The organism is Pedobacter hiemivivus (genome assembly GCF_004331685.1).
Lineage (GTDB): Bacteria > Bacteroidota > Bacteroidia > Sphingobacteriales > Sphingobacteriaceae > Pedobacter > Pedobacter hiemivivus.
Genome location: NZ_SJSM01000010.1, coordinates 123,515 through 139,565, shown reverse-complemented (window position 1 = coordinate 139,565; position 16,051 = coordinate 123,515). Strand labels below are relative to the sequence as shown.

The 16,051-nt window shown below is 39.0% G+C and carries 19 protein-coding genes; 12 read left to right on the top strand and 7 right to left on the bottom strand.

The genetic code is table 11. The annotated features are described in order from the left end of the window. Positions 1 to 16 precede the first annotated feature (16 nt). Together EZ444_RS16385 and EZ444_RS16380 are read left to right on the top strand one after the other, a co-directional pair. On the top strand, positions 17 to 1,114 hold the full coding sequence (locus EZ444_RS16385; protein ID WP_131610273.1) for a Nif3-like dinuclear metal center hexameric protein: 1,098 nt from the start codon (positions 17 to 19) through the stop codon (positions 1,112 to 1,114). Further along, the gene (locus EZ444_RS16380) at positions 1,114 to 1,857 is read left to right on the top strand and encodes a zinc ribbon domain-containing protein (protein WP_131610225.1); all 744 of its coding nucleotides are present in this window, start codon (positions 1,114 to 1,116) and stop codon (positions 1,855 to 1,857) included. Before EZ444_RS16385 ends, EZ444_RS16380 begins: the two co-directional genes overlap by 1 nt. A gap of 164 nt (positions 1,858 to 2,021) precedes the next feature. Here the strand turns inward: EZ444_RS16380 and EZ444_RS16375 are convergent, their stop codons facing one another. The 4 genes from EZ444_RS16375 to rsfS are packed head-to-tail and all read right to left on the bottom strand — an operon-like array spanning position 2,022 to position 6,353. Next, positions 2,022 to 3,104, bottom strand: a complete 1,083-nt coding sequence (locus EZ444_RS16375) for a 3-oxoacyl-ACP synthase III family protein (RefSeq protein ID WP_131610224.1) — start codon at positions 3,102 to 3,104, stop codon at positions 2,022 to 2,024. A 55-nt stretch (positions 3,105 to 3,159) separates the two neighbouring features. Continuing rightward, the gene (locus EZ444_RS16370; RefSeq protein ID WP_131610223.1) at positions 3,160 to 3,813 is read right to left on the bottom strand and encodes a LutC/YkgG family protein; all 654 of its coding nucleotides are present in this window, start codon (positions 3,811 to 3,813) and stop codon (positions 3,160 to 3,162) included. 57 nt (positions 3,814 to 3,870) lie between these two features. Continuing rightward, positions 3,871 to 5,952, bottom strand: a complete 2,082-nt coding sequence (gene ftsH / locus EZ444_RS16365; protein ID WP_131610222.1) for an ATP-dependent zinc metalloprotease FtsH — start codon at positions 5,950 to 5,952, stop codon at positions 3,871 to 3,873. A gap of 26 nt (positions 5,953 to 5,978) precedes the next feature. Beyond that, positions 5,979 to 6,353, bottom strand: coding sequence for a ribosome silencing factor (rsfS, locus tag EZ444_RS16360; protein WP_131610221.1), 375 nt, complete (start codon positions 6,351 to 6,353; stop codon positions 5,979 to 5,981). A gap of 42 nt (positions 6,354 to 6,395) precedes the next feature. On the opposite strand from rsfS, the gene EZ444_RS16355 reads away from it, so the two are divergent. Together EZ444_RS16355 and pfkA are read left to right on the top strand one after the other, a co-directional pair. Continuing rightward, entirely contained in the window at positions 6,396 to 7,172 is a 777-nt protein-coding gene (locus EZ444_RS16355; protein WP_131610220.1) for a biotin--[acetyl-CoA-carboxylase] ligase, read from the top strand. Between the two features lie 58 nt (positions 7,173 to 7,230). Then, the gene (pfkA, locus tag EZ444_RS16350) at positions 7,231 to 8,214 is read left to right on the top strand and encodes a 6-phosphofructokinase (RefSeq protein ID WP_131610219.1); all 984 of its coding nucleotides are present in this window, start codon (positions 7,231 to 7,233) and stop codon (positions 8,212 to 8,214) included. A gap of 33 nt (positions 8,215 to 8,247) precedes the next feature. On the opposite strand, the gene EZ444_RS16345 is transcribed toward pfkA, so the two are convergent. Beyond that, positions 8,248 to 8,766: a 5' nucleotidase, NT5C type gene (locus EZ444_RS16345; RefSeq protein ID WP_225874749.1), complete on the bottom strand. Its 519-nt coding sequence runs from the start codon at positions 8,764 to 8,766 to the stop codon at positions 8,248 to 8,250. A 161-nt stretch (positions 8,767 to 8,927) separates the two neighbouring features. Between EZ444_RS16345 and EZ444_RS16340 the strand changes: the two genes are divergently transcribed. The 8 genes from EZ444_RS16340 (at position 8,928) to EZ444_RS16305 (ending at position 14,699) form a co-directional block, all read left to right on the top strand. Next, complete coding sequence (locus EZ444_RS16340) at positions 8,928 to 9,530, top strand: 30S ribosomal protein S16 (protein WP_131610218.1); 603 nt, start codon at positions 8,928 to 8,930, stop codon at positions 9,528 to 9,530. Positions 9,531 to 9,605: 75 nt separating this feature from the next. Beyond that, on the top strand, positions 9,606 to 10,133 hold the full coding sequence (gene rimM / locus EZ444_RS16335) for a ribosome maturation factor RimM (RefSeq protein WP_131610217.1): 528 nt from the start codon (positions 9,606 to 9,608) through the stop codon (positions 10,131 to 10,133). A 14-nt stretch (positions 10,134 to 10,147) separates the two neighbouring features. Next, positions 10,148 to 10,825 carry a tRNA (guanosine(37)-N1)-methyltransferase TrmD gene (trmD, locus tag EZ444_RS16330; RefSeq protein WP_131610216.1) on the top strand — a complete coding sequence of 226 codons (678 nt, stop codon included), beginning with the start codon at positions 10,148 to 10,150 and terminating at the stop codon, positions 10,823 to 10,825. A 225-nt stretch (positions 10,826 to 11,050) separates the two neighbouring features. Further along, positions 11,051 to 11,332 carry a hypothetical protein gene (locus EZ444_RS16325; RefSeq protein ID WP_131610215.1) on the top strand — a complete coding sequence of 94 codons (282 nt, stop codon included), beginning with the start codon at positions 11,051 to 11,053 and terminating at the stop codon, positions 11,330 to 11,332. 34 nt (positions 11,333 to 11,366) lie between these two features. Next, positions 11,367 to 11,636, top strand: coding sequence for a hypothetical protein (locus EZ444_RS16320; protein WP_131610214.1), 270 nt, complete (start codon positions 11,367 to 11,369; stop codon positions 11,634 to 11,636). Between the two features lie 282 nt (positions 11,637 to 11,918). Next, positions 11,919 to 12,266 carry a 50S ribosomal protein L19 gene (gene rplS / locus EZ444_RS16315; protein WP_008241658.1) on the top strand — a complete coding sequence of 116 codons (348 nt, stop codon included), beginning with the start codon at positions 11,919 to 11,921 and terminating at the stop codon, positions 12,264 to 12,266. A 91-nt stretch (positions 12,267 to 12,357) separates the two neighbouring features. Continuing rightward, positions 12,358 to 13,584, top strand: coding sequence for a Glu/Leu/Phe/Val dehydrogenase dimerization domain-containing protein (locus EZ444_RS16310; RefSeq protein WP_131610213.1), 1,227 nt, complete (start codon positions 12,358 to 12,360; stop codon positions 13,582 to 13,584). Positions 13,585 to 13,586: 2 nt separating this feature from the next. Then, entirely contained in the window at positions 13,587 to 14,699 is a 1,113-nt protein-coding gene (locus EZ444_RS16305; RefSeq protein WP_225874748.1) for a mechanosensitive ion channel family protein, read from the top strand. A 75-nt stretch (positions 14,700 to 14,774) separates the two neighbouring features. On the opposite strand, the gene EZ444_RS16300 is transcribed toward EZ444_RS16305, so the two are convergent. Next, positions 14,775 to 15,434, bottom strand: coding sequence for a phosphatidylserine decarboxylase family protein (locus tag EZ444_RS16300; RefSeq protein ID WP_131610211.1), 660 nt, complete (start codon positions 15,432 to 15,434; stop codon positions 14,775 to 14,777). Between the two features lie 58 nt (positions 15,435 to 15,492). Further along, positions 15,493 to 16,050, bottom strand: coding sequence for a hypoxanthine phosphoribosyltransferase (gene hpt / locus EZ444_RS16295; RefSeq protein WP_131610210.1), 558 nt, complete (start codon positions 16,048 to 16,050; stop codon positions 15,493 to 15,495). Position 16,051 lies beyond the last annotated feature (1 nt).

Sequence of the window (16,051 nt, the reverse complement as noted above, 5' to 3'; positions counted from 1 at the left end):
GTAATATTTAATGAATATGAGATTGTCGGTTTTAATAAAGCATCTGGAGGCATTTGCGCCTTTAAATTACCAGGAGGATTATGACAATTCGGGCTTGATAGTTGGGGATCCGAATGAGGAGATCCGGGGCGCTCTGGTTGCTTTAGATTGTATTGAAAGTGTGGTAGATGAGGCAATTTTGCACAATTGCAACCTGATTATTACCCACCATCCGATTGTTTTTAAGGGTATGAAAAAGATTACGGGTAAAACTTATGTGGAACGTGTAGTGCTGAAAGCCATTAGGAACAACATTGCTTTGTATGCTATACATACCAATCTGGATCACGTACAGCATGGGGTAAATGGAGTAATTTGCAATAGACTAGGTTTAAAAAACACTAAAATACTCAGTCCTAAAGGATCCCTTTTAAAGAAATTGGTTACTTTTTGTCCGGTTACACACGCGGACGAGGTTAGAGAAGCACTATTTGCTGCAGGCGCAGGCGAGATTTCTAATTATAGCGAATGCAGCTTTAATACGGAAGGGTACGGGACTTTTAAAGGAGATGAGGATACGAATCCTTTTGTGGGTGAACCTGGAGTATTACATCAGGAGCGAGAGATTAGGCTGGAGACTATTTTTAAGGTTCAGGATGAACGAAAAGTATTGCTGGCACTATTAGAAAATCATCCTTATGAAGAGGTAGCTTACGATATTTATTCGCTGGATAATAAACTGGGAACAGTTGGTGCCGGGATGATCGGTTGGCTGGAAGAGGCGCTGGAAGGGGCTGAATTTTTGAGACTGGTAAAACACAATATGGACGCAACGGTGATTAGACATACCCGTTTGTTACCTAAAAAGATCAGGAAAGTGGCTGTTTGTGGTGGTTCTGGAAGCTTTTTGCTGAAAGAAGCCATTGCCGCAGGAGCGGATGCTTTTGTGACGGCAGATTTTAAATACCACGAGTTTTTTGATGCAGATGAAAAAATAGTAATCGCTGATATCGGACACTTTGAAAGTGAACAATTTACATCTGATTTGTTGATAGATATTATTCAAGAAAAATTTCCTAACTTTGCAATCCGTTTAACGGAGCATAACACAAACCCCATAAATTATTTCATTTAATGGAACAAACTGTAGAGCAAAAGCTAAAAGCTTTATACGAATTACAAACCCTGCATACTCAAATTGATAAAATACGTCAGATCCGTGGTGAATTACCAATGGAAGTTGCCGATTTAGAAGATGACGTTGCAGGTCTGGAAACACGTATACAAAAATTCAAAGGCGAATTGGATGATACTGAAGATGCCATTGTAACGCGTAAAAATATGATCAAGGATGCTCAAAACCTGATCAAAAAATATGAAACTCAATTAAAGGATGTTAAAAACAACCGTGAGTATGATGCCTTGACAAAAGAGGTTGAAATACAAACGCTTGAGATTCAGGTTTGTGAGAAGAAGATCAGAGAATTCGGATTCGATATAAATCAAAAAACTGAGATTTATGATAAAGCGCTTGCTGATTTAGAATCAAGAAAAAAGGATCTTGAGATTAAAAAAGGAGAGTTGGAAACGATTACTGCTGAAACGGAAAAAGATGAGCAAGGATTGGTAAAGAAAGCAGAAAAAGCTGAAACTTTAATCGATGAGCGTCTTTTGATTGCTTATAACAGATTAAGAGGAAATGCTAATAATGGCTTAGCGGTAGTAACAATTGACCGTGATTCATGTTCAGGATGTTTCAACCAGATTCCACCTCAACGTCAGTTGGATATTCGTCAACGTAAGAAAATTATCGTTTGCGAGCATTGCGGAAGAATTTTAGTAGACGAAGCACTTACTCAAGAAGTAGCGCCAGTTTAAAAAGCGATAACGTACAAAAAAGAGCCTGGATCATAAATTATGATTCAGGCTTTTTTATGCGCGTCGTCATCCTGAATTTATTTCAGGACCACTCTTGAGCATGTTTTTGAATAACAGGTGCGGGATCCTGAAATAAATTCAGGATGACGACCGTATTAACCCTCTTAGAATCGGTAAACGAAAGCGTTAATATGCATGCCTGCACCTACAGAAGTGAATAGGGCGTACTCGCCTTTATTAACTTTATATCCCTCAACCAGGCCTTTTCGTACCAGGTCAAGTAAGGTTGGTATGGTGGCTACAGAGCTGTTTCCAAGCCATGAAATAGTCATTGGAACCAGGTTTTCTGGAACTGTATCTACATCATACAACTTAAAGACGCGTTTCATAATGGCGGTATCCATTTTCCCGTTGGCCTGGTGAATAAAAACGGTCTTGATGTCCTGAATGCTTATTCCTGCTTTATCTATAGCCATTTTTACGACCTGAGGCACGTTTATAACCGCAAACTCGTATAGCTTACGGCCGTTCATTTTTAGGTAAGCATTGTCGCTTTTTTCATCTGGATTGTTGCTTTTTCCCATAACCAGCAACGAGCCATGCGTAAGGGCATGGGTTTGTGTTTTATGGGCAATAATGCCAAGTGGCTCGTCGCTCTCCTGAGCTTCGAAAATGACTGCAGCGGCACCATCAGCAAAAATCATGCTGTCGCGATCATGTGCATCAATGATTCTGGACAGCGTTTCCGCACCAATTACCATTACGCGTTTGGCATCACCACTTTGGATGAGGTAATTGGCTTGTATCGCTCCTTGTACCCAACCTGGACAACCAAAAATAAGGTCGTAGGCTACACAGTCAGGATTTTCTATCTCTAATGCTTGTTTGATTTTAGCCGCAAGAGATGGAAGAATATCCATGCGGTTACTGCCAATTTTTACATCGCCAAAATTGTGGCAAAATATGATGTGGTCAAGGCTTTCTTTATCTATTTTGGCGTCGTCAATTGCCCTTTGAGCTGCAATTGTTGCAATGTTGCTGCTCACTTGATTGTCATCAATGTAACGGCGCTCATTAATTTCTGTAATTTCTGAAAATTTGCTGATTATTTCACTGTTTTCTTTCTCAAGTTTAACGCCATTGTCGTAGAAAGTAGCGTTTAAAAAGGCATTTCCTGAGATAACATTTTGTGGAATATAGCTTCCGGTACCCGTAATAACTGAGTGTAAGTTTATTTTAATGCCCATTTTGAACCGTATACTGTTTTGGTGTACAGTATAAAATTAGAGTAAATAATTTAGATTAAGAAAAATCGTCGACTAAAAATACGAATAATTCTTTTGGTCCATGAGCGCCGAGCACTAAAGTTTTCTCAATATCGGCTGTTCTGCTAGGTCCGGTGATGGTGCTAATCATTGATGGAATTTGACTTCCGTATTTATCCTTGATTATTTTAAATGCATCTTTTAAATCCATAACCATTTGCCCGCTGCGCGCAATTACAATATGGTGGTGAGGAAATATGCTCAGTCTACGACCGGCAGCGTTTTGATTAGAGACCATTACAGAGCCGTTACGGGCAATTAAGGCTTCGCATAGGGTTATGCCTACCTCAGCCATTTCAAAGTCTTTATCGGTCTGATAAAAGGGGAATTCATAGGTAGCCAGCAGGTCTTGTAATTCCGGCTCCCAGCAGTATATTTTTCTCCAGTTAAATTTCTGTGCCAGCTGAAGGATATTTTCAATAAATTCTATTCCATTTTCACAGTAAATGAAATTGCCGGAAACAGCGGTAAGTTGCTCTGCAAATAAAATTTCAGGATATTCTCTGTGGTCTTCCTGCTCTGTATAAAGAGGGGTGTCCTCTAAATTTGGATAAGGGTTGTCTCTTCTTTCCAGAAGGGCCTTTCTTATCTTTTTTAGCATGAGCTCTTTTGAAGAAATGTTTTCTTGCATAAAAAATGGATTTGCTGCCGTCCCATTAAAGAAACGGCAGCCCCATAAATATTGTGATTAAGACTCTGTATTAGTTGGCGCGATCGGTGTTGCATTATCGCCAACACCATCATGCAATAAACCTTTAGCAGCAGGTTTCTGATCACCTGTACCGTTTACAAATTCATCGTAAGTGGTACGGTTGTCAAAAGGACGTTTGCCTAAGATTTCTTCTAAATCAGCTTGGAAAAGGATCTCTTTTTCAATTAATTTTTGAGCTAGTTTTTCTAAACCATCTCTTTTATCCGTAAGTAATGCCTTAGTTCTGGTATATACATCAGCAATCAATAAACGAACCTCATGATCAATCATTTCTGAAGTTTTTTCAGAATATGGCTTGTTAAAGTTGTACTCGTTTTGAGGATCGTGGAAGGAGATGTTACCAATGGTACTGTTCATTCCGTAGATTGTTACCATGGCGTAAGACAGTTTGGTAATACGCTCTAAATCGTTTTGTGCACCAGTTGAGATCTTACCAAAAACGATATCTTCTGCAACACGTCCGCCCATAGTCATACACATTCCGTCAGTTAGTTGCTCCGTAGTGTACAAGAACTGTTCTTTAGGAAGGTATTGTGCATAACCTAATGCAGCAACGCCACGTGGAACGATAGATACTTTTACCAATGGATCAGCGTGTTCAAGGAACCAGCCTGCGATAGCGTGTCCAGCCTCATGATAAGCAACAATTCGTTTCTCTTCAGGAGAGATGATTTTGTTTTTCTTCTCTAAACCACCAATCACACGGTCAATAGCATCCTGGAAATCTTGCATGTCAACAAAGTCTTTGTTACGACGTGCAGCGATTAATGCGGCCTCATTACAAACGTTGGCGATTTCTGCACCTGCAAATCCCGGAGTTTGTGCAGAAAGCTTTTTCGCGTCTACAACTTCAGCGGTTTTAATAGGCTTAAGGTGAACTTTAAAGATCTGCTCACGGCCAACTAAATCAGGTTTATCAATAGATATTTGTCTGTCAAAACGTCCTGGTCTCAATAAAGCCGAGTCTAATACGTCAGGACGGTTGGTTGCAGCAAGAATAATAATTCCAGAGTCTGTACCAAAACCATCCATTTCAACCAATAATTGGTTTAATGTATTCTCACGCTCATCATTACCACCCATCATGCTGTTTTTGCCACGCGCACGTCCGATTGCATCTACCTCGTCAATAAAGATGATACAAGGTGCTTTATCTTTAGCTTGCTTAAACAAATCACGAACACGTGAGGCGCCAACTCCAACAAACATCTCTACGAAGTCTGAGCCCGAAAGGGAGAAGAATGGCACTTGCGCTTCGCCTGCAACAGCTTTGGCTAACAATGTTTTACCTGTACCAGGAGAACCTACTAATAGGGCTCCTTTAGGGATTTTACCACCTAAATTGGTGTATTTTTTAGGGTTTTTAAGGAAATCGACGATCTCCATTACCTCTTGCTTGGCTTCTTCAAGGCCCGCTACGTCGTTAAACGTAACGTTTACCTGACTTTCTTTATCAAACAGTGTGGCTTTTGATTTTCCGATATTGAAGATCTGTCCACCACCACCACCAGCACCACCGCCCATACGGCGCATGATAAATATCCAGAAGCCGATAAATAACAAAACAGGTAAGATGATAGTTAAGAACCAAGAGTTAAAAGAACTCTGTCTGGTTTGTATATCGGGCTGTATCTGTTGCTCAGGAGCGACATCTTTCTGAGATTCTTTCAGATCTTTACTTAGCTGGTCAAAAGAACCGGCATTGAAGTAAACAAGAGGGCCCTCTGCATTGCCAAAACTATTTTTACCTATGTACGGCTTGTATTTAGCTTCTTTTAACTTGTCCTTTTTAATGAATACTTCAACTTTAACTAGATCTTCATGCTTATAGGCAATCAATTTATCTACATCACCAGGTGCAAGCATTTGAGCTTCGAATGTGCGGTAAGGGATGGTTTTTGCAGTATCACCACTAAATAGGAACTGTAATAAAATCAGACCTAAAATAATAGCAGCGTATACCCAAAAGATGTTAAATTTTGAACCTTTTTGAGGTTTTTTTGGAATATTCGGGACTCTCTTTATCAACTTGGGTTTCGTATTCGGATTCTCTTTCATCGTTAAATCAAAAGTGGGGTGAATGATTATGCGCTTTGATAGGACGTAGACTGGGCATCTCCCCAAAGGTCTTCAATTCCATAAAATTCGCGCTTTTCAGTTTTAAAAATGTGAACTACAACGTCAAAATAATCAAGAATGATCCAGTCGGCATGATCCATGCCTTCTTTTCTCCATGGATTCGTTTGCGTGTTTTTGTAGATTTCTTCTTCTACGCTATCGGCAATTGCTTTTACCTGGGTAGCAGAATCTGCGTTGCAGATGATAAAGTAATCAGAAACAGAGCTGTTCAATTCTCTTAAGTCTAACCTTACTATGTCGTGTCCTTTTTTTTCCTGGATGCCGTGTACAGCTATCTCTGAGAGGTATGTAGAAAGGTTTCCAATTTTCTTTTTTATCATTAAAATATTTTAATTTTGATATAACAAATATACAATCAACACTTGCAAAATAACACTTTTCCAACATTATTTGTTGGTCAAAATTTGATTAGATTACCCGAAGTCGATTCTACTAATAACTTTTTAAAGGCTATGGTCTCAAATTCCGAGCCATTACCCGAAGGAACTGTTATTATGGCAGATAAGCAGTTTGCGGGGCGGGGGCAACAGAACAACACCTGGTATGCGGAACCCGGATTGAACCTTACTTTTAGTCTTTATTTAAGTCCTTCTTTTTTGCCGATAAGCAAGCAGTTTCTGCTGAATATGGCTGTAAGCGTAGGTATTAGAGATGGGCTCTCGGCTTATCTGGGGGATTTTCTTAAAATAAAATGGCCAAATGATTTGTATTATAGTGATCAGAAATTAGGCGGTATTTTGATAGAAAATATCCTGTCTGGAACAAAATATAAGGCAAGTATTATTGGAGTTGGAATCAATGTAAATCAGTTGGATTTTGATTCAGCGCTGTTAAACAGGGCAACTTCGATGGGCAAAATTTTACAACGGGATGTTAATTTAATTGAGCTCCTGGGGCAAATATCTAGCCATATAGAGCGGCAATACCTGAAATTAAAATCTGGAAATCTTAATAATTTGCAGGAAAACTACCTTAATGGTTTGTACAAATTTAACCAAAAGTCGCTATTTCGACAAGACGGGGCGACCTTTGAGGGAATGATCACAACAGTAACCGATACTGGTTTGCTGGTGATTCTGTCGGAGGGTGTAGAAAAGCAGTATAATTTTAAAGAAGTAGAATTTTTAAACAACATTTAAAGATTATAGCTATTTTCACAGCCTTGTAGTACCATTGTTTAATCGGCATAGAAACTAAATGAATAAAATAAAAAATATTGGAGTATTAACTTCAGGTGGCGATGCCCCTGGAATGAATGCTGCCATTAGGGCAGTTGTTAGAGCGGCAATTTATTATGATTTACAGGTTACAGGAATTTTAAGGGGATACGAAGGGTTGGTTCATGGAGATTTTATCGAGATGAACAGAAAATCTGTAGCGAATATTATTCAACGAGGAGGGACAATTTTAAAAACAGCACGCAGTGATGCTTTTCGTACCATGGAAGGGCGAGAGCAAGCCCATGCGCAGCTGCTAAAGCATAATGTAGATGCATTAATTGTAATCGGTGGAGACGGTACATTTACAGGGGCAAACTTATTTACAAGTGAGTTTGATTTTCCTGTTGTTGGCTTACCTGGAACAATAGATAACGATTTACAAGGAACGGATTTTACCATCGGTTACGATACGGCGATCAATACCGTTGTAAATGCTGTAGATAAAATCAGGGATACCGCTGAATCGCACGATAGACTTTTCATTGTTGAGGTGATGGGAAGAGATTCGGGCTTGATCGCGCTAAGAAGTGGAATTGGCGTAGGTGCTGAGGCTATTCTTATCCCAGAAGCAAATATGGGTGTGGAAGGATTGATTACACGTTTGGAAAGTGGCCGTAAGGATAAAGCTTCTAAAATTGTAGTGGTAGCCGAAGGGGATGAAGTGGGTGGAGCATTTAATGTGGGAGAGGTTCTGAAGAAGAAGTTCCCGAACTACGACATCAGAATTTCTGTCTTAGGACATATTCAACGTGGTGGAAAGCCAAGCTGTATGGATCGTGTTTTGGCGAGCCGCTTTGGTGTTGCTGCAGTCGAAGGTGTTTTGGCTGGCCAATCTGGAGTGATGGTTGGACAAGTAAACAGAGAACTGGTATTTACGCGTTTTGATCACGCGATAAAGCATATAGATGCACAAGAAGTGAGTCCAGCCTGGTTAAAGCTGGTAGAGATATTGTCATTGTAACTTAAAGGGGTCGGTTAACCGACCCCTTTTTTATTATAATAGTTTATCTAGGACCTGTTGCCAGGTATCAACACGTTCGTAACCGGTAAGCAATAGGTTATGTGGGGAGGAGAACAACAGCTTTCTGCCATTAAAACCCTGGAAGTTTTTAATGCGATCGTCTATCATTACATCGACATTAACAATTTTGTCGCCACAGAAAATGATATTTTTCCAGCTGATGAAAGGGAAATGCTCAGCCAGCCAATCCAGCTTGTCTTCCAATGAATTTCTAAATTCCATAGCTGCAGAAACAATGTAAACATCATGGTTTTCTTGTAGTTTCCTGACCGCCTCAACACTCCCTTCAATTACAGGGAGATCTCTAAAAAAGCCCTTTTCATTGATGTAGTCGAACCATTTGTTGTTGGCATGTTCGGGAACGTGGTGATAAATTTCGTTGCCGGGTTCAAGAACGAGGTCTAATGGTACATCATAGTCTCGGTTATACAGTTCGATGAATTTACTTAAAGGATCAGCTAACACTTCATCCATGTCAATGGCTATTCTCATTTGATTTTGTTTTGCCCAAATATCTTTAAATCACGGAATAGTTCTGTTAATTGAATTTAAAATTATTGCATCTTGTTAATCATTAGTATTTTACTTACTTTTGCATCCCCGCAAGCACGAAGCTCCGGGAACTATGTTGAATACATAAACAAAAAGAAGAAATGGCAACTAAAATCAGATTGCAAAGATTCGGTAAAAAAGGGAAACCTTTTTTCCACGTAGTGGTAGCGGATTCCCGTTCACCAAGAGATGGTAAATTTATTGAGCGTTTAGGTTCTTACAACCCAAACACCAATCCTGCTACTATCGACCTTAATTTCGATAAAACTTTAGACTGGGTAAACAAAGGTGCTGAACCTACGGATACTTGTCGTGCTATCCTTTCTTACAAAGGTGTTTTGTACAAAAAACACTTAGAAGGTGGTGTTAAAAAAGGAGCATTAACTGCTGAACAAGCTGAAGTTAAATTCGCTGAGTGGTTAGCTGCAAAAGACGGACGTATTGAAGGCAAAAAAGACGGCTTAACTAAATCTAAGGATGAAGTTAGAAAAGCTGCTTTAGCTGCTGAAAGCAAGAAAAATGCTGATCGTGCTGCTGCTCTTGCAATTAAAAATGCACCAGTTGTAGAAGAAGTTGTTGCTGAAGAAGAAGTAGCTGTTGAAGAAACTGCTGCTGCTGATGAGGCTCCTGTTGCTACTGAAGAAGCTCCAGCTACTGAAGAGGCAACTCCTGCTGCTGAAGAAAGCAAAGAAGAAGAAGCATAATCATTTTTTTATGCTAATGGATAGCGAAGAAATTTCATGAAAATGAATTCTTCGCTATTTTTATTTTAAGTAGATATGACACAAGAAGAAGCGTTTTACATAGGGTATATTACCAAGACTAAGGGATTAAAGGGTGAAGTTCAATTGTTTTTTGAATATGATGAGCCGGGATTGTTAGACCTGGATGTGGTTTTTGCAGAGATAAATGGTAAAATGGTTCCGTTTTTTGTGTCATCCTGTAAATTGCAAACAAATAATACGGGCAATTTCTATTTCGACGATGTCGATCATATAGATAAGGCTCAAGCTTTGGTGAGGAAGAAAATCTATTTGCCATTGACTAAAATGCCAGATCGCTCTGACGAGGAATTTCATTATTTTGACCTTAAAGGCTTTACCGTTTCGGATGAGACGCAGGGAGAGCTTGGAGAAATTCTTGAAGTAAATGAATATCCACAACAGTTTGTAGCAACAGTTTTATATAAAGGAACTGAGATTATGTTCCCTTTAAATGAGGATATGATTGTTGAAATTGATGAAGAGGAAGAAACCTTATTGGTGGATTTACCAGAGGGTTTATTGGATATTTATCTGTCAAATTAATTTAACTTTACAAGATGCGTTTCGACATTATATCCGTTTTACCTGATTTATTGGTCAGTCCTTTTGCTCATTCTATTCTTCAGCGCGCACAAAAAAAAGGCATTGCTGAGATTATGGTTCATAATTTAAGAGATTATGCAACTAATAAACAAAAGAGTGTAGACGATTATCCTTACGGTGGTGGTAGTGGCATGGTGATGTCTATTGAGCCCTTTGCTCGCTGCATTGAGGGGCTTAAGGCCGAACGTGATTACGATGAGGTTATCTTTATGAGTCCTGATGGGGTAACGTTTAACCAGACGATTGCGAACGAGCTTTCTGGAAAGGGAAATATCATGATTTTATGCGGGCATTATAAGGGCATAGATCAGCGTATCAGAGACCTGTTTGTGACGCGCGAGATATCGATTGGGGATTATGTGCTTTCTGGAGGAGAACTGCCGGCAGCGGTGCTGGTTGATGCTATTGTACGGTTGATTCCAGGGGTTTTGAATGATGAGACTTCAGCATTGTCTGATAGTTTTCAGGGCGAGTTGCTTGATGCGCCTGTTTATACGAGACCTGCGGACTGGAGAGGCCATAAGGTTCCTGATGTTCTGCTGAGTGGGCACGAGGCAAAGATCAATGAATGGCGACATGACCAGGCGCTGATCCGTACGCAAACGCGTAGGCCCGATCTTTTGGAAGATTAATGTGATTTCTTAGATTTTCTTTTGCTGTGTTTTTATGCGGCGGGGCTTTGTTGTGCTCTTTTTTATGCTTGAGCGTAATAAATTCTGTATTGTGCAAAAAATAAAATGTTTTATTGTGGGGTGTTGGTGATTTTTTGAGTAAGTTCGCGCTAAAAAACTATGTATTTGCCGTTGTTTTTAACGTGCAAACACAAATCAACTTAATACTAACTAAATATACGCCCCATGAATAGAGCAAGAAAATACAAGATCAATGATTTTTTGTTACGGTTACCAGTACCTCAATATAGGGAAGCCATAAAGATTCTTCCCAGGGTTTTAGGGATATCTTTGAACACATTTCACAATTACCGGAATATTTTATCGAATGACAGGCAGGATATTCCATATGAGAAGGTTGTAATGATCGAGAAGCTATTTGAAATGAGGATGGGTGAGCTGATCAATAAAGAGACGCGTTGTAAGCCATTAAAGGAGCTTATGCTACGCGAGAGCTTAGGCAAGTAATTTTTATCTATCCGCTAACTTATTTTTATTAAACATGTACAAGTATAAGATTAATGAATATTTATATGGGTTAAACGTTATTGAATATTCAGCAGCCAGAAAGATTATTCCTCAAGAATTGGAGATTTCATTAAATACCTTTCATAATTACCGCAATATTAAAGTGGATGCAGTGACCGATATCCCTTATACAATGGTGAGGAAGATGGAGATTCTTTTTAAAATGAAGCGAGGAGGTTTGGAAAATTCGGTGATCAAAGGACCAGACTTAAAATCCTTGATCTATAAAAAGAAGAAAAATTAGTTATTTTATTTTTTTGTTAAGAATTGATTTGCTGAAGTTGTGCTATAAGGAACGTTCATTGAGTTTTTGTAATTTATAGCCGCGTACGATATGATAAAGCAGGATTGATAAAAAAATAACGCCATTTTATAGTGATGATCAGCAGGTTGTGTGGCGCGCTATTTTTGTGGAAATGTTAAAGAATGTGGAAAAAAACAAAAAAGGCTTTTATTTTTAAAATAAAATTCCTAATATTGCAGTCCGATTTTAAACAACAAAAAGTCGGCTTAATAGCTTAAAATCATGGATTTAGTAAAATTTGTTGAAGAGCAGGTAATCGCAAAAAATGAGTTTCCTGCATTCAAATCAGGAGATACAGTGAGTGTTCACTATAAAATTCGCGAAGGTAATAAAGAACGTATTCAAATTTACCAAGGCGTAGTGTTACAACGTAATAGCGTTGGCGCAAACGAAACGTTTACCGTTCGTAAAATGTCTAATGGCGTAGGTGTGGAACGTATATTCCCGATCAACTCTCCTAATATCGCTAAAATTGAAGTGAATAGCCACGGTAAAGTTCGTAGAGCGAAATTATTCTATCTGCGCGAATTGACTGGTAAAGCAGCTCGTATCAAATCTAAAAGAGTCTAACTCTTTTAAAAAAAAATATATTAACCTCACCGATCATATCGGTGAGGTTTTTTTGTTTGTATATCTTTGCGCCAACTAACTTAATATAATAATGAAAGAACTGTTAAAAAAATTCGAAGAGAAGCGACCGGAGATTGTTTTTGAATGGAAGGATAAAGAATCTGAAGCTGAGGGCTGGGTGGTCATTAATTCACTTCGTGGTGGTGCCGCCGGTGGTGGTACAAGGATGCGTAAGGGATTAGACAAAAGAGAAGTTGAATCCTTAGCCAAAACAATGGAGGTAAAGTTTACCGTATCAGGCCCGCCTATAGGTGGCGCTAAATCAGGGATAAACTTTGATCCTGCTGATCCAAGAAAGAAAGAAGTATTAGAACGCTGGTATAAAGCCGTAATGCCTTTGCTGAAGAGCTATTATGGTACTGGTGGAGACTTAAATATTGATGAGATCCACGAAGTAATTCCAATTACGGAGAATTATGGCTTATGGCACCCACAAGAGGGTGTAATCAATGGACATTACCAGGCCAGAGAAAATGAGCGTATTCATCAGATTGGTCAATTGCGCTATGGTGTATCCAAAGTGCTGGAAGATTTAAACTACACGCCAGATATCAAAAGGAAATATAAAGTTGCAGACATGATTACTGGCTACGGTGTAGCAGAATCGATTGCGCATTTTTATAGCATTTGGGGCGGAGAATTAGCAGGTAAAAGTGCGGTAATTCAAGGCTGGGGTAATGTTGCGGCAGCGGCAGGATATTATCTGGCACAAAATGGTGTAAAAATTGTCGGTATTATTGACCGTGTTGGCGGATTAATCAATAAGGACGGTTTTACAAAAGAGGAGATCATAGCTTTGTTTAATAACAGAGTTGGAAATACATTGGTTTCTCCTGATCTGATCTCTTTTGAAGAGGCCAGTAAGCAAATCTGGAATGTGGGTGCAGAGATCTTTGTTCCTGCGGCAGCATCAAGACTCGTGAAACAAGATGAGGTGGATCAGTTGATCGCTGGTGGCTTAGAAGTAATTGCATGTGGTGCAAACGTTCCTTTTGCAGATAAAGAGATTTTCTTTGGAAGCATCATGGAGCATGTTGATGACAACTGCGCTGTAATTCCTGATTTTATTTCAAACTGTGGTATGGCCAGAGTTTTTGCTTATTTGATGCAAAGAAACGTAGAGATGAGCGATGATGCGATCTTTACTGACGCATCACAAGTGATTTATAAAGCAATGAAAGCGATCCATGAGGAGTCGCCGGAGCGCACACAGTTATCTAAAACAGCATTTGAAATTGCATTAAAACAATTGGTATAATTATGATGGACAATCAATTTTTTGAACAGATTTTCTGGGGAAATACAGTTAAGCAATACTGTTTTTTTGTGGGGATTATTTTACTTGGACTACTGTTTAAAAGATTGGTTTCCAAGTTAATTAGCCATGGTCTTTTTAAAATATTTGAAAAGTTTGCAGCAGAGGTTAATGGAGATACTTTTGCCGCGCTTCTGCTAAAACCGATAGAGTCATTTATTTCTTTTTGTACGATTTATCTTGCTGTCAATCATTTAACCCATCCGCTCGATACGGTATTGTGGCACAGATCTAAAACAAAAATAGAAGTTACGATTGGTGATTGCCTGGATAAGGTATTTCTATTCCTGATCATCCTGTCTATTTTCTGGATCATCTTAAGGATTATTGATTTTATCGCGTTTGTATTGAAGCATAGAGCGGCAATAACCAATAATAGGACGGACGATCAATTGGTGCCATTCTTAAAAGAGCTGACCAAGACCTTGATTTGTTTTTTAGGTTTCTTTGTCCTGCTTGGTTTTGTTTTCGAGATCAATGTTCTTACCCTGATTACCGGTTTGGGAATTGGCGGTATTGCGATCGCATTAGCTGCAAAAGAAAGTCTGGAGAACCTAATTGGATCCTTCACTATATTTCTGGATAAACCTTTCACGGTTGGTGATGTGGTTAAAGTAGATGGTATCGAAGGAACGATAGATAAGGTCGGCTTTAGAAGTACCTGGTTGATTAGTCCTGATAAAACAACAATTGTTATCCCTAACAGGGCGATGATTGACGGTGTGCTTGAAAATGTAACCTTGAGAAACTACCGTAGAGTAAATTTCTTTATCGGGATAACTTATGAAACAGATGCAGCCGATATTAAATTGATCATAAAGGCCATTGGAGACTTTCTAACGGCACATCCCGACACGAAGGATGGTTATGCTACATTTGATAATTTTGGCGATTTCGCGTTACATATACAAGTGGTTTATCTTGTAAATAATATGGATCACAGCAAATACTTGAAAGTTAAGGAAGAGGTCAACTTTAAGCTGATGGAGATCGTTAAGCAGTACCGCTCTGACTTCGCCTATCCTACGCAAAGATCAATAGGAGATACCCCTAAATAAAATATAACTAGATACAAACAAAAAGGCCCGGAGCATTTCCAGGCCTTTTGTGTTATTGATAATTTTTATGGTTGCTTATGCAAGCTCGGCTAGTACAGTAATTCCGCCTTTTACAACCTGATTTAACTCCAGATTTACTTTGGTGCCAATAGGTAGGAATATGTCAACCCTCGAGCCGAATTTTATAAACCCAAACTCTTTAGACTGCTCAACTTTATCACCTTCTTTTACATACCAAACGATTCTTCTCGCAAGTGCTCCTGCAATTTGTCTGAACAATACAGGTGTACCATTTTTATGCTCTACAACTACTGTAGTCCTCTCGTTTTCTGTAGACGATTTAGGGTTCCATGCTGCTAAATACTTGCCTGGGTGGTATTTGAAAAATTTAACAACACCAGAGATAGGATTTCTGTTGATGTGTACGTTTACAGGCGACATAAATATAGATACCTGTAATCTTTTGTCTTTAAAATATTCGCCTTCTTCAGTTTCTTCTATTACAACAACTTTTCCATCTGCAGGGCAGATCACCAGGTTTTCTCCGCTAGTAAATGTGCGGGATGGGTTTCTAAAAAACTGTAAAACAATAACGAAAAGAGAAAACGAGAAAATGTAGATTAGCCACCTCAACCAGGTTACGTCATCAAATTTATAAGAAACGACAGCATTCAAAATAAATATGAAAAGGACAGATAATGCAATGGTGGTGTAACCTTCTTTGTGTATGGTCATTGATATAGATTGATATTAAGATGTATGTTTTCACAAAATTGTGAAAAAAAAATTACATTTAAGGTAAGGGAGAGAGAACAGTTTTCTCTCTGTAGATATCTTTTAGGTTTCGGCCAAGCCCGACATAGTCTAAACCATAACCCACCACAAACTCATTTGCGATTTCAAAACCTACGTATTCAAGCTCTTTTATTGGCACTTTTAAGGCTGCAGGTTTGAATAAAAGGCTGCACACTTTAACTGATGCAGGGACTTGCTTCTGGATCTCGTTAATGACGTAATTGAGTGTAAGGCCGCTATCTACAATATCTTCCACAATGATGATGTCTCGATTGTGCAGGTTGTCTGGTAGCCCAAATGCTTCTTTTATGCTTCCACTGCTTTCGGCACCTTCATAGGAGGAAACTCTAATGAAGCCAATTTCACAAGGAATCTCGACCTCCTTCAGCAGATCGGCCATAAATAAAAAGCTACCATTTAATACACCAATAAATACGGGACATCTTTTTTCGTAGTCAACATTGATTTGTATACCGATTAAACGGGTCCGTTTGCTGATGGTGTGGTTCTCTAAAAGAATTTCAAAGGTTCTATCCTCTATTTCAATATTGTTCATA

Excerpts from the sequence above, each read along its gene's own strand:
- EZ444_RS16385 (WP_131610273.1), top strand. The coding sequence starts at position 17 with ATGAGATTGTCGGTTTTAATAAAGCATCTGGAGGCATTTGCGCCTTTA.
- EZ444_RS16380 (WP_131610225.1), top strand. The coding sequence starts at position 1,114 with ATGGAACAAACTGTAGAGCAAAAGCTAAAAGCTTTATACGAATTACAA.
- EZ444_RS16375 (WP_131610224.1), bottom strand. The coding sequence starts at position 3,104 with ATGGGCATTAAAATAAACTTACACTCAGTTATTACGGGTACCGGAAGC.
- EZ444_RS16370 (WP_131610223.1), bottom strand. The coding sequence starts at position 3,813 with ATGCAAGAAAACATTTCTTCAAAAGAGCTCATGCTAAAAAAGATAAGA.
- ftsH (WP_131610222.1), bottom strand. The coding sequence starts at position 5,952 with ATGAAAGAGAATCCGAATACGAAACCCAAGTTGATAAAGAGAGTCCCG.
- rsfS (WP_131610221.1), bottom strand. The coding sequence starts at position 6,353 with ATGATAAAAAAGAAAATTGGAAACCTTTCTACATACCTCTCAGAGATA.
- pfkA (WP_131610219.1), top strand. The coding sequence starts at position 7,231 with ATGAATAAAATAAAAAATATTGGAGTATTAACTTCAGGTGGCGATGCC.
- EZ444_RS16345 (WP_225874749.1), bottom strand. The coding sequence starts at position 8,766 with ATGAGAATAGCCATTGACATGGATGAAGTGTTAGCTGATCCTTTAAGT.
- EZ444_RS16340 (WP_131610218.1), top strand. The coding sequence starts at position 8,928 with ATGGCAACTAAAATCAGATTGCAAAGATTCGGTAAAAAAGGGAAACCT.
- rimM (WP_131610217.1), top strand. The coding sequence starts at position 9,606 with ATGACACAAGAAGAAGCGTTTTACATAGGGTATATTACCAAGACTAAG.
- trmD (WP_131610216.1), top strand. The coding sequence starts at position 10,148 with ATGCGTTTCGACATTATATCCGTTTTACCTGATTTATTGGTCAGTCCT.
- EZ444_RS16325 (WP_131610215.1), top strand. The coding sequence starts at position 11,051 with ATGAATAGAGCAAGAAAATACAAGATCAATGATTTTTTGTTACGGTTA.
- EZ444_RS16320 (WP_131610214.1), top strand. The coding sequence starts at position 11,367 with ATGTACAAGTATAAGATTAATGAATATTTATATGGGTTAAACGTTATT.
- rplS (WP_008241658.1), top strand. The coding sequence starts at position 11,919 with ATGGATTTAGTAAAATTTGTTGAAGAGCAGGTAATCGCAAAAAATGAG.
- EZ444_RS16310 (WP_131610213.1), top strand. The coding sequence starts at position 12,358 with ATGAAAGAACTGTTAAAAAAATTCGAAGAGAAGCGACCGGAGATTGTT.
- EZ444_RS16305 (WP_225874748.1), top strand. The coding sequence starts at position 13,587 with ATGATGGACAATCAATTTTTTGAACAGATTTTCTGGGGAAATACAGTT.
- EZ444_RS16300 (WP_131610211.1), bottom strand. The coding sequence starts at position 15,434 with ATGACCATACACAAAGAAGGTTACACCACCATTGCATTATCTGTCCTT.
- hpt (WP_131610210.1), bottom strand. The coding sequence starts at position 16,050 with ATGAACAATATTGAAATAGAGGATAGAACCTTTGAAATTCTTTTAGAG.